11 protein-coding genes and 3 pseudogenes are annotated in these 11,613 nt (G+C 71.2%); 7 read left to right on the plus strand and 7 right to left on the minus strand.

Annotated features, from left to right (window positions below; all coding sequences use genetic code 11):
- Positions 1 to 166: 166 nt before the first annotated feature.
- Positions 167 to 739: a hypothetical protein gene (locus tag ACWCQM_RS27930; protein ID WP_450917876.1), complete on the plus strand. Its 573-nt coding sequence runs from the start codon at positions 167 to 169 to the stop codon at positions 737 to 739.
- A 67-nt stretch (positions 740 to 806) separates the two neighbouring features.
- On the opposite strand, the pseudogene ACWCQM_RS27935 reads toward ACWCQM_RS27930, so the two are convergent.
- Positions 807 to 1,492 (minus strand): annotated as a pseudogene (locus ACWCQM_RS27935) (restriction endonuclease).
- Positions 1,493 to 1,719: 227 nt separating this feature from the next.
- On the opposite strand from ACWCQM_RS27935, the gene ACWCQM_RS27940 reads away from it, so the two are divergent.
- Entirely contained in the window at positions 1,720 to 2,217 is a 498-nt protein-coding gene (locus tag ACWCQM_RS27940; RefSeq protein ID WP_450917877.1) for a hypothetical protein, read from the plus strand.
- 8 nt (positions 2,218 to 2,225) lie between these two features.
- On the opposite strand, the pseudogene ACWCQM_RS27945 reads toward ACWCQM_RS27940, so the two are convergent.
- Positions 2,226 to 2,591 (minus strand): annotated as a pseudogene (locus tag ACWCQM_RS27945) (ISL3 family transposase); the annotation flags it as partial.
- A 207-nt stretch (positions 2,592 to 2,798) separates the two neighbouring features.
- On the opposite strand from ACWCQM_RS27945, the gene ACWCQM_RS27950 reads away from it, so the two are divergent.
- Complete coding sequence (locus tag ACWCQM_RS27950) at positions 2,799 to 3,773, plus strand: tyrosine-type recombinase/integrase (RefSeq protein ID WP_450917878.1); 975 nt, start codon at positions 2,799 to 2,801, stop codon at positions 3,771 to 3,773.
- A gap of 77 nt (positions 3,774 to 3,850) precedes the next feature.
- On the opposite strand, the pseudogene ACWCQM_RS27955 reads toward ACWCQM_RS27950, so the two are convergent.
- The 3 genes and pseudogenes from ACWCQM_RS27955 to ACWCQM_RS27965 form a co-directional block, all read right to left on the minus strand.
- Positions 3,851 to 4,557: pseudogene (locus tag ACWCQM_RS27955) on the minus strand (B3/B4 domain-containing protein).
- A gap of 44 nt (positions 4,558 to 4,601) precedes the next feature.
- Positions 4,602 to 5,249 carry an FMN-binding negative transcriptional regulator gene (locus tag ACWCQM_RS27960; RefSeq protein ID WP_450917879.1) on the minus strand — a complete coding sequence of 216 codons (648 nt, stop codon included), beginning with the start codon at positions 5,247 to 5,249 and terminating at the stop codon, positions 4,602 to 4,604.
- Positions 5,250 to 5,275: 26 nt separating this feature from the next.
- The gene (locus ACWCQM_RS27965) at positions 5,276 to 6,112 is read right to left on the minus strand and encodes an EamA family transporter (RefSeq protein ID WP_450917880.1); all 837 of its coding nucleotides are present in this window, start codon (positions 6,110 to 6,112) and stop codon (positions 5,276 to 5,278) included.
- Positions 6,113 to 6,233: 121 nt separating this feature from the next.
- Between ACWCQM_RS27965 and ACWCQM_RS27970 the strand changes: the two genes are divergently transcribed.
- The gene (locus tag ACWCQM_RS27970; RefSeq protein ID WP_450917881.1) at positions 6,234 to 6,809 is read left to right on the plus strand and encodes a helix-turn-helix domain-containing protein; all 576 of its coding nucleotides are present in this window, start codon (positions 6,234 to 6,236) and stop codon (positions 6,807 to 6,809) included.
- Between the two features lie 90 nt (positions 6,810 to 6,899).
- Here the strand turns inward: ACWCQM_RS27970 and ACWCQM_RS27975 are convergent, their stop codons facing one another.
- A complete protein-coding gene (locus tag ACWCQM_RS27975; RefSeq protein ID WP_450917882.1) occupies positions 6,900 to 7,931 on the minus strand; it encodes a nitronate monooxygenase in 1,032 nt (343 codons plus the stop codon).
- 17 nt (positions 7,932 to 7,948) lie between these two features.
- Entirely contained in the window at positions 7,949 to 9,148 is a 1,200-nt protein-coding gene (locus ACWCQM_RS27980; protein ID WP_450917883.1) for a YbfB/YjiJ family MFS transporter, read from the minus strand.
- A 145-nt stretch (positions 9,149 to 9,293) separates the two neighbouring features.
- On the opposite strand from ACWCQM_RS27980, the gene ACWCQM_RS27985 reads away from it, so the two are divergent.
- The 3 genes from ACWCQM_RS27985 to ACWCQM_RS27995 all read left to right on the plus strand — a co-directional run bounded on the left by ACWCQM_RS27985 (position 9,294) and on the right by ACWCQM_RS27995 (position 11,594).
- Positions 9,294 to 10,214, plus strand: a complete 921-nt coding sequence (locus ACWCQM_RS27985; protein ID WP_450917884.1) for a LysR family transcriptional regulator — start codon at positions 9,294 to 9,296, stop codon at positions 10,212 to 10,214.
- A 133-nt stretch (positions 10,215 to 10,347) separates the two neighbouring features.
- Positions 10,348 to 11,157 (plus strand): MBL fold metallo-hydrolase, encoded by an 810-nt coding sequence (locus ACWCQM_RS27990; RefSeq protein WP_450917885.1) that lies wholly within the window; start codon positions 10,348 to 10,350, stop codon positions 11,155 to 11,157.
- A gap of 29 nt (positions 11,158 to 11,186) precedes the next feature.
- Complete coding sequence (locus ACWCQM_RS27995) at positions 11,187 to 11,594, plus strand: tautomerase family protein (protein ID WP_450917886.1); 408 nt, start codon at positions 11,187 to 11,189, stop codon at positions 11,592 to 11,594.
- Positions 11,595 to 11,613 lie beyond the last annotated feature (19 nt).

Raw genomic sequence — 11,613 nt, forward strand, 5'->3', positions numbered from 1 at the left:
CTGCGCCCGACTTCATCTGAAGGGGGTTAAGAAGTGCAGGCGACTTGAGGACGCCGCCTGCCTTCGCCGCCGCGTGCCGATGCGTGGGCCGCTCGCTCCTCACCGCGCGAGGAGAGGGCTGTTGGCACGGGGCCACGATGTCGGTGCTCCGCGCGATGATGGGTGCGTGGACTACAGCCTTGTGATCGCCGCCGCTCAGGCCGCCGGCCCCTGCCCGCCCGGTGAGGAAGCCGCGTGGGGCCGCCGCGTGCAAACGCTCACCGTGGACCTGCACATGATTGCCAAGCAGGCCGCGCAGGACGTCGACCGGCTGGAGAGCGCCAAGACGTTCGTCGCCTTCCTGGAGAAGGTCGAGATCGAGGAGACAAGCCGCCGCGGCCTGCTCACCCTGCGTCCGCCGTCGGGCGATGCGGAGACCATTCGCACCGAGCAGGAGGAGACGGACCGTGGACGCCAGTTGATCGAGCGGGCCCGCTCTCTGGTCGGCCGGTGGGTGCTGGTCTACCGGTACAACGAGGAGAAGGCCGGCAATCGGCAGCACAACGTACGCATGCTCGCGCACCTCGTCGACCTGGGCGACGGTGCGATCTCGGTGAACATGGCGAAGAAGGTCCTCCTGGACGACGCCGCGGGTGCCGTGGCACGGGCCCAGGGCGCGTGGGGGAGCGCGGGTCTTCCGGACACGGGCACGGTGAGTGTGGAACAGCTGCAGAAGGCACGCGCGGCACTCACGCAGTGAGGCGTGTGGGTACGCGTCTTGTCAGAGCGTGAAGCCACCGCCACCGCTTTGCCGACCGGTACGCGGGCTACCGGCCTTTGCGGGGCGGTGGAATCTTCGGGAGGAGCTCCCACAAGGGACGCTCGCCGCTCGCCCAGGCCGCGAGGGTGCGTCGATCGGCGAGGTGCATGTGCAGCTGCTTGGCCAGTGGTGCGCATCGGGTGGAGAAGCGGCCGTTGGTGACGACCAGGACGACGTCGGCTCCGTACAGCTGGCGGGCGGTGCCGTTGACGCGCTGGAGGTCGGGGGTGCCGACGGCTGAGCCGCGGTCGCCCTCCTTGCGGTGCTTGGCCTGGATGACCCAGGTGCGCCCGAGGGGTCGGTGGCCAGGACGTCGGCGCCGTTGTCGCCGGCCCCGCCGATCTGCCGGGCGTCGGTGCACCCGTCGCGGAGCATCAGGTCGCGGATGGCGTACTCGAAGTCGCGGTGGTGCAGGGCGTCCAGTTGCGGGAGCCCGTAGCGCAGTGCCCGTTGCCGTACCCGTTCCCATGCCTGCTGCTGGCGATACCGGTGGGTCCACACCGTCCCGCCCACGGTTGCGAGAGCCCCCAGCACGATCAGTGCCCACCAGTTCACCAGCAGCCAGGAGATGACTGCCCAGACCAGCGCGAGTCCTGCGGCGGCGCCGAACCCGAACAGGAGCAGCTGGGTGTCGCGGTCCTGCTGCCGGCGCGAGCGACGCCGGCGCCGAGGCGCGCCGCGGCGGAATGGTATTGGCTGAGCCCGGCGAGTTCGAGGACCCGAAGATTCGTGCGGTCAACGAGAAGCACGGCGACGATCAGGGTTGAACCTGGGGGCGCTGCGGTTGCTCGCGAAGAGGTGGCTTCGTTCACTTCCAGCGGTTCTGGTCCAACTTCTGTGGAGCTCTCACGCTCTGTAACCTACCGGGCCTGGATGGCCCTTCGTGACTCGTTGACAGACCTGTTTGGGATCATGCCCACATGGACTTCGACCTCGCCCCGCCGTCCGGCGCTGGCCCGTTGCGGATCGGTATGACTCGGCACGCGGCCAACACGGCGCTGGACTCGCTCCGCGATCTCTCCGCGATCTCGGAGTCTGATCGGCCGGGGCAGCACGTCTTCCGTCCCAGCAGGCTGATGATCAGCATCCACTGCATGCGAGACATGCTTGAAGCCATCGAGTTGGGAAGGCCGTCGTCCCAGACGGACCGAGTGTTGTTTCAGGGTGTGGACGTGTTCGCGCTTCCGGCCCGCGAGGTTGTCCAGCGCATGGGCGAGTTCACCTCGATCGAGGAAGACCCTGACGACGATGCTTCATTCATCGCCCCGGACTTGCTGCTGAGCTTCTGGCGTCCGTTCGCGGCCGACGATGAGCCCGAGGAAGAGCAGGGCTACCACTTCAGCTCGGTCCTGCTGGCACGGCCTGGCTACTACGACACCCCTGCTCAGGCTGCGGAGCGACTCCAGCAGAACTCATGACTGGCCCGTCATGACGCCGGCAGGACTCGTTTCCGCAAGAGGCCGAAGCCAGCCCGGCCGTACATCTGGCGTTTGATCATTTTGATCCGGTTTACGTGTCCTTCGACGATGCCGGAGCTCCACGGCAGTGTGAGGCCGGCGGTGACGGCGGCGAGATCGCGTTCGAGGCCGTTGACGAAGGTGTGGAGGCTGGGCAGGTCGTCGGCGCGGACCGCCTTGATCCATTGCGGGAGCTGGTTGCCCTGGAGCTGGGTGAGCATTCTCCCGAACGCGCGGACGTGCCCGGTGAGGGCATCCAGTTCGGGGCAGCCGGCGAGGACGGCTTTGAGCTTCAGGCGATCGCTCTCCGGCAGGGTATCGGGGTGGGTCAGGATCGGGGTCTGAGGAACATCCGTGTCAGATCGTGCGCTAAGCGTTCGTCGGTCCTGATGGGCGGTTGGCGAGGTGTCGGTCACGGGGCGGGTCTGAAGTTGTTCCACGGATAACGCCCTATTATCTGCGGGAGCTTGGCTCGTCACCTGCGGTGACGCTCTCGAGGCCGTACGTGAAGCGGCCCTGTTATCCGTGGCAAGGGGGAAGCGGTGCCCACCGTCGTGCAACTGCCGGCCGGGAAGGCGTTGACCGTCCGCGCGGCGGCCGACGCCTTCCTCGACTCGCTGCGCAACCCGAACACCGTCCGCAGCTACGGGGTCGGGGTCGGTAAGACCGCTGAGCGGATCGGGGAGGCCCGCCCGCTTGGGTCGGTCGCGGACGACGAGGTTGGTGAGGCCCTAGAACTGCTGTGGGGCACCGCGGCGGTCAACACCTGGAACGCCCGGCGGGCGGCGGTGCTGTCCTGGCTGGGCTGGTGCGCGGAGTACGGCTATGACGGTCCGGCGGTCCCGGCCTGGACGAAGCGGCTGGCGGTGCCGGACTCCGAGACCCCGGCCCGCTCGAAGATGGCCGTGGACCGGCTCATCGCCCGGCGCGAGGTCCATCTGCGGGAGAAGACGCTGTGGCGGATGCTCTACGAGACCGCCGGGCGGTCCGAGGAGATCCTCGGCGTGAACATTGAGGACCTGGACCTCTCCGCCCGCCGCTGCCCGGTCAAGGCCAAGGGCGCCCGCGGCAAGGCCCGGCGCCGAGGGCAGGCGCGCGAGGACTTCGTGCTGGAGACCGTTTACTGGGACGCCGGCACCGCCCGGCTCCTGCCCCGGCTGCTACGCGGCCGCACCCGCGGCCCGGTGTTCGCCACCCACCGCCGCCCCGGTCCGGGGAAGGTCGTCAGCCCGCGCGACGTGTGCCCGGAGACCGGTCTGGCCCGCCTCTCCTACGGCCAGGCCCGCGCCCTTCTCGATGAGCACACCGCCGTACGCGGGCCGGGAACCGGCTGGGACCTGCACGAGTACCGCCACTCCGCCCTCACCCACCTCGGCGAGCAAGGCGCCTCCCTGCTCATGCTCATGGCGAAGTCCCGGCACAAGAAGCCGGAGAATGTCCGCCGGTACTTCAAGCCGTCGCCCGAGGCGATCTCGGAGCTGACCAGCCTGCTCGCGCCCGGCGACGCGCGCCGCTGACCGCGTGTCAGTGGTGTGCCCTACGGCCCTACGGGGTGCTGTTCAGCCTGCGCTGCCACTGGGATGCCAGGGGGGTGTCAGAGGGTGGCCTGCGGGTGCGCGGGGCTGAGGTAGTGGATGGTGCTCCGGGTGGAGTGTTCGGCGAGGAGGTCCTGCAGTTCGTCGGCGGCGGTGGTCAGGAGGTGGCCGTCGCGGGTGGCGTTCAGGCTTCGAGGACGAAGGCGACGTGGGTGGAGTCCTCGGTGACGCGGGTGCGGTGGGCGTCGCGGTGGTTCCAGTGCCGGGTCAGCACGTCGGTGGTGTCGGTGTAGATGATCTCCCCGGTCTTGGGGTTCTCGATCATGTCGGGTTCGCCGAGCGGGGTGAACGTCTCGGTGCCCTCGGCGTAGCGGATCTCAACGTCGCCGGTGACGTGGTCGAGGTCGAAGGCGCCGGCGGGCAGGCCGTGGCGGACGGAGACGGCGTTGTAGGAGTCGACGGCCGGGCTGATCCGGGGCAGCGTTCCCTTCTTCGCCAGGCGGCGGCCGAGGGCGTCGACGCTGGGCCGGACGCGGCGGGGGTTGGTGCCGAAGGAGCGGTAGGCGGTGTGCCACGCCTCGATGCGTGGGTCGCTCTCGTCGGCGGGGGTCCAGGCGCCGGCGGCGAGGTCCTGCTCCAGGATCTCCACGGCGGCGGCTGTGCGGGGCCAGGGCCGGCGGCCGTGCAGGCCGGTGGCGGTGACGACGGCGATCAGGGTGTCAGGGAAGGCGTCGGCGACGGCGGGGCTGATGCGGAAGGCGGTCATCGTGAGAGCGGTTCCGTTCCGGGAGCGGGCTGGGGCGGCAGGGGTCAGGGCTTCCAGGTACCGACGCGGTCCAGGCGGCGCAGCTGCTGGGCAGCGGTGGGCGCGTCCAGCGCGGTACCGCGTTCGGTGAGCCGGCGGGCGGTGTCGGTGCGCTGCTCGACGGGCTTGTGGTCGTCGTACTTGAACTTGGCGCGGACCTCCGCGACGTGAAGGCGCAGGCCGCGGATGCCGGGCAACATCCGCCCGTAGGGAGGCTGGTCGACCTCGATGGAGGCGTGGTCGCCGTCGGGCTGGAAGTGGGCCATCTGGCGGCGCAGCAGCTCGGCCTTGGCCTCGGGTTCGTCGACGACCGTGGCCTGGCAGGTGAACTGGACGGCGGCGTAGTAGCTGGTGGGGACACCGTCGGTGGGCTCGGTGCCGGACTTGGCGCGCCAGGGGCCGGGGATGAAGGCGTAGTCGCTGGTGACGGTGAAGGTGACGTTCGGGTCGGCCTCGATCGTCTTCCAGACGGGGTTGGGGCGGGCGAGATGGATCAGCAGGGCTGTGCCATTGACGGTGAAGTGGGTGGGCACGACGACCGGGGCCTGGCCGGGCAGGCCGTTGACGCTGAGGATGCCGAAGTCGTGGCCGTCCGCGATCCAGGTCTGCCATTCGGCGTCGTCCAGGGCGGCGTCCCAGGGCTGGATGAACATGCCGGGCTCCTTCCGTACAGGGTGGTTCAGGTGAGTGCGAGGAGGCTGACGGCGACGGCGGCGGTGCCCAGGCCGATCAGCTGCCCGCGGTGGATGCGCTCGGCCAGGACACTGCGGGCGAGCAGGACGGTCCCGGCCGGGTACAGGGCGGTGATCACGGCGATGACGGCCAGGTCGCCGCTGCGGGCGGCGAGCAGGAACAGCAGGTTGGCCACCGAGTCCAGCACGCCGGCCGTGGCCGAGATCGCGTACGCGGGCTTCTCCGGGCCCAGGCGCCGGAACATCACGCCGGCGGCGGCCAGGGTGACGGCGGAGGAGACGGCACGGCCGACGATCAGCGGGCCGACGCCGCTGTCGGAGGGCGCCTGGTGCAGGAAGACCAGCTGCAAGGCGATGGCGGCACCAGCGCCGAAGGCCAGCAGCAGCGCGGTACGCGAGGGGCGTGCCGACTTCGCGCCGTGCCCGGCGCTGACCAGGACCACCGCCGCCAGTGCCAGCGGCAGGCCGATCAGCCCGGCCAGGCCCAGGTGCTCGCCCTGCACCAGCCCGACACCGACCGGCAGCATCGCCGAGACCAGCGCGGTGATCGGGGACAGCACGTTCATCGGGCCGATCGCCAGGGTCTTGTACAGCAGGGCGAACGCGGCGGCCGACGCAACGCCGGAGGCGGCGCCCCAGGCGAGGGTGGCGGGAGCGAAGGAGGCGCCGAGGAAGGGCCACAGCAGCAGTTCGACGGTGAGCGAGGCCGGGGCGGCGATCATCACGGTCCGCAGGACGTGGGCCTTGCGGGCGCCCAGGCCGCCGAGGAAGTCGGCGCACCCGTAGGCCAGGGAGCTACCCAGGGCCAGCAGGAGAGCGATCACGGTAGGTACATCCCTTACTATCAATGGAACGACCACACCGTACAACGAACCGACCGCAGGTCGCCAACCGAACGACCGCGTGGTGCACCACGCCGACCTGCTGCCTGGAGGGATGAAACCGATGGCCGAGACCGAGGCGGCACTGCGGACGCTCGCGCACAACGTCCGCGCAGCCCGCACCCGCGCCGGACTGTCCCTGGACGAACTCGGCCGCCGCGCCAAGGTCAGCAAGGGCGCCCTCGTCGCCCTGGAGAAGGCCCAGGGCAACCCCAACTTCGCCACCCTGGTCCGCCTCGCCGACACCCTCGGTATCTCCGTCTCCGCCCTGATGGAAGGCAGCCCCGAACAGCGTGTGCGGGTGGTGAGCGCCGACACCGTCATGCCCCTGTGGAAGGGCGAGCGCGGCAGCGAGGCCCGGCTCATGCTGACCACCGGCGGCCCGGCGGCCACCGAGGTCTGGCGCTGGACACTGGAACCCGGCGAGGAGTACCCCAGTCACCCCCACCAGGCCGACGTGACCGAGACCGTCAGCGTCACCAGGGGCGAGATGGTGCTCGTCGTCGACGGCGCCGAGTACCCCGTCGCCGCCGGACAGACCGCCACCTTCGACGCCGACGCCACCCACGCCTACCGCGGTTCAGGCGCCGAGACCTGCCACCTGATCATGACCGTCCACCTGCCCCCGGGGCCCGCGTAGCGTCCCGATGGTCCCAGTCGGCCGGATTACATCTGCCCACTGTCGTCAAACGTTTGTGGGAATAGCGGAGCGTGAGGCGGGCACCGAGGGTCATGTCCGATCGGCGAGGCGCGTGAGGGCCTGGGCTGCGGATTCTTCGTGGGCCTGCCGGTAGCCGGTACCGGCCCACAGATGGATGAGGTCGGTGTCGCCCGCGCTAGTGGCGGCCCTGCGCAGCGGGCCGCTGAGGTGGTGGAGGGCGGGGTAGCCGAGCGGGGCGAGCGGTTGGTAGGTGTCGGTGAAGCGGTTACGCAGGGCGCGGGCCGGGCGGCCGGTGAAGGCATGGGTCAGGACCGTCTCGGTGAACGCTGGGTCGACCAAGGCGCTCTTGTGGGGTGCAGAGGCGCCGCTCTCATGGGTGCGCAGGAGGACGGTGCCGACCATGGCGGCGCATGCTCCGGCGCGCAGGGCAGCCGCGACGTCGGCCGGGGTGGCGATGCCGCCCGTGGCGATCACGGGCAGCGGGACGGTGTGCCGTACGTCGCTCACCAGGTCGGGCAAGTCGACGGAGGCAAGAGGTCGGTCGGGCGTGAGGGTGGCGGAGTGTCCGCCAGCAGCCGAGGCCTGGACGATCAGCAGGTCCGCGCCGCTCTCCGCGGCGACCAGTGCCTCACTGGGCGTGGTGACGCATTGCGCTACGAGACTGCCCGCGTCCTGGAGCGCCCGGACGGTGTCCGGTCGGGGTAGCCCGAAGGTGAAGGACACCAGCGGTACGGGGGAGTTGAAGAGCAGGTCGAGCTTGTCGGCCCAGGCGTCGTCGTCCTCGGTCACGGTCTCGGTGGGGAGGGTGAGACCGCAGCGGTCGGCTTCCGGCTGGAGCGCGTGGGCGTAAGCGCGGTAGGCGTCCGGGGCGACGGGGACGGGGTTGGGGGCGAAGAGATTCACGCCGAACACCGCGCCGTTGGCCCGGACTTGGGCGATTTGGGCGGCGAGGTCGGCGGGGGTCTTGTAGCCGCCGGCCAGGAAGCCGAGCCCTCCGGCGCGGGCCGCGGCCGTCACGAGGGCGGGGGTGCTGGGGCCGCCGGCCATCGGGGCGGCCCACACGGGCAGGTCGGTGTCGAGGAGGGACAGGTCACCGGGCATGGCGTGACGCTCCTGGTTCAGGGGGCGGGGGCGTGGTGGTGGGGGAAGCGGATGCAGCAGGCGGCCGCGGCCAGGGCGGCGCCGAGCACCAGGGCGGCGCCGAGCAGGAGTGCATCGTGGTAGCCGTGGCGCAGGAGCGGTGCGGCGAGCAGGGGGCCGAGGATCTGGCCGAGGCTGTAGCCGGTGGTGAGCAGGGCGATGGCGCGCGGGATGCGCAGGTGGGTACCGATGGCCAGGGACATGCTGCTCACGCCCATGAAGGTGGCGCCGAACAGGACGGCGGCGGCCAGCGCCGGGACGCTGCCGCCGGACAGGGCGGGCAGGGCGATGCCGATGGCCTGCAGCGACAGGGAGATCGTCAGCAGGGCAGGGCGGGACATGCGCCGGGCGAGCCGCATCCACAGGGCGCACGAGGGCAGCGCGGCCAGGCCGACGACGATCCAGGCGCCGCTGCCGATCCAGCCGGGCGCACCCTGCTGGAGGGCGGCGACCAGGAAGGTTCCGGCGATGATGTAGCCGATGCCCTCCAGGAGGTAGCTGGCCAGCAGGGCGGTGAACCAGCGCCGGGTGCGCGGCCGTTCGGCCCGGGCTGGGGTGGCGGGGGCCTTTGTGGTCGCGCCGCGCGGTACCAGCTTCCAGGCGACGGCGGTCAGCAGCACGGTGAGTACGGCGCAGGCGAACCAGGCCGTCTGCCAGGAGCCGGCCTGTTGGACGGCCACCACAGTCAGTCCAGACAGGGCGATGCCCGCGCCGACCCCGCCGAAGGCCCACCCGGTCATGTGCTCGGCGTGTGCGGCGAGCCCGGCCAGCATGGCAACCGTAGCGATCATGAAGACGAGCGCGCTGGCCGCGCCTGCCACCAGCCGGATCCCCCACCAGACGCCGCCCTCACGAGCCAGCGGCATCAGGGCGAGGGACGCCGCCAGAACCATCAGCCCCGCACGCAGGGCGACCCTCGAGCGCAGCAGTGCGGGGGCTGCGATGCCGAGCAGGGCGCCCGCCAGGTAGCCGACGTAGTTGGCGGTGGCCAGCGAGGCCCCCAGGCTGTCCGACATGCCCGCCTGGGCATGCATCAGCGGCATGATCGGCGTGTACGCGAACCGGCCCACGCCCATCGCGGCGGCCAGGGTGGCCGCGCCGCGCAGCACGGTCGGCCACGGGGATGTGTCCTGCGGACCGGTGCGGGGGTGGGCGGAGGGCGCAAGCACCTGCTTCATGGTCACTTTCTTTCGGCGGTCTCCCTCGGGAAGGAGTTCCTTCCTCGGATAGGGGGCTACGTGATCGACGCTAGGCCGCGGGCGCGGCGGGCGGAAATGCCGGTTACGCTGCATCCATGTCACCCAGGCATAGTTCGAGGCGACGATGACCGCGCCGACGCCCGCGAGTGCGTCCGGCGTCGAGCTGCGGCACCTGCGGGCGTTCGCCGCGGTGGCCCGACGCCGCTCGTTCACCCAGGCGGCCGAGGAACTGCTGATCACGCAGCCGGCCCTGAGCCGCACCGTCGCTCAGCTGGAGATGCACCTTGGGGTGCGTCTGCTCGATCGGTCGTCTCGGGGCGTCGCCCTCACCGAAACGGGCGCCGAGTTCCTCGTCCATGTGGAGCGGACCCTGGCCGCGTTCGAGGGGGCGCTGGCCGCGGCCCGGGGTGCGTCGACCGTCCGGCTCGGTTTCAGCTGGCTGCTGCCCGATCCCTGGGCGCAGCGCGCCATCGCCGGCTTCGAGCGCGCGACCGGGGCGCAGGTCGAGCTGGTGCGCTGCGACGACCCGCTGGACGCCCTTGACCGCCAGAACGTCGACGTGGCCCTGGTGCGCGGCGGCAGGCCGGTCGGATCCGCCGTGCAGACCGTGCACCTGTACGACGAGCAGCGCGTCGCCGTACACGCCCGCGAGGAGACCGAGGACGGCGGGCGGGAGCATGTGGATGCCGCTCTGCGCTGGCAGGACGCCCCCGAGTGGACCCTGGTCGTCAACACCGCCAGCGGCACCACCGGCCCCTGGTGCTGGCCGGACGGGAACGGCCCGCGCCGGTACGTGGAGACCGCGAACTTCGACGAGTGGCTCGAATCGGTGGCCGCAGGACGCGGCCTCGGCATCGCCCCCAACACCGCCGAACGCCGCGTCCACCACCCCGTGCTGCGCTTCGTGCCGCTGACCGGCGCACCGCCCAGCCCGCTCCGCCTCGCCTACCGCCCGGAGACGGGTACCGGCTCAGCGCTGCTGCGCCGCTTCCTGGACGCGGCCCTCGAAGCGGCCGTGACCTGCACGGATGCGGGTCAGGCATAGCTTCACCCGGAGCGGCATTTCCGCTTGCACCTGTTTCGTCCCTACGGTCGACTGCGAGGGATGGGGCGGCCCGGATCACCGGGACCCCGCCCTTCCGCCCCGTCCTTACTCTCGGCCAAGGAGTTCCAGCAGCATGGCGCCGTCCTCCCCGCATCTTCCCCGCCACGACGGCTCGGCACTGGTGGTCGGCGGCCCCACGACCGTCCTCGACCTCGGCGGGCTGCGTATCGTCTCCGACCCGACATTCGACGCGCCCGGACCGCACGGCTACCTCACCAAGACGATCGGCCCGGCCGTCACCGACGCCCAACTCGCCGACACCGACGTGGTGCTGGTCAGCCACGACAACCACGCCGACAACCTCGACGACTCCGGCCGCGCCTTCGCCCTCGCCGCCCCGCTCCTCCTCACCACCACCAGCGGAGCCGAACGGCTCGGCGCCCCCGCCACCGGCCTGGCCGCCTGGGACACCCACACCCTCACCCGCCCCGACGGCGGCGACCTGACCATCACCGCCGTGCCCGCCATGCACGGCCCCGAGGACGGCGAACGCGACGCGGAAGGCGAGGTCAACTGCCAGGCCATCGGCTTCGTCCTCGCCGGCGACGGACTGCCCACCGTCTACATCAGCGGCGACAACGCCTCCATCCGCACCGTGGCCGAGATCACCCGCCGCATCGGGCGCATCGACGCGACCGTCCTGCACGCCGGCGCCGCCCGCATCCCGGGCAAGTTCCGCGAACGCCCCGTCAGCCTCGACTCCGTCCGAGCCGCCTCTGCCGCCGCGATCCTCGGCGCCTCCGTCAACCTCCCCGTCCACTACGACGGTTGGGCCCACTTCACCGAAGGCCGCGACGCCATCAAGCACGCCTTCGACGACGCGGGCCTCACCTCCGTCCTGCGCGTCGCCGACCACGGCACCTGGCTCCCCCTCAAGCCCTGACCACCCCCACCCACCGAAGGAAGTTCGCCATGCCCCTCGTCCGCATCGACCTGATCCGCGGCCGCAGCCCCGACAACATCCGGGCCATCGCCGACGCCGTCCAGCACTCGCTCATCGACGTCCTGAAAATCCCCGAGCGCGACCGCTTCCAGATCGTCACCCAGCACGACCCCGACGAGATCATCGCCCTCGACGCCGGCCTCGGCTTCGAGCGCACCCCGGCGGACACGGTTATCGTCCACATCTTCACTCAGCGCGGCCGCAGCACAGCCGACAAGCAGCGGGTGTACAAGACGCTCGCCGAGCGTCTGGCGGCCGCCGGTGTCGACGGCAAGGACCTGTTCGTCAGCTACTTCGAGAACGGCCCCGAGGACTGGTCCTTCGCCGACGGCCGCGCCCAGTACGTCGAGGGCGACCTCCCCGTCCCGGGCCGATGACGACGAGCACTCGCGACCG

This window comes from Streptomyces sp. NPDC002125 (assembly GCF_053593715.1).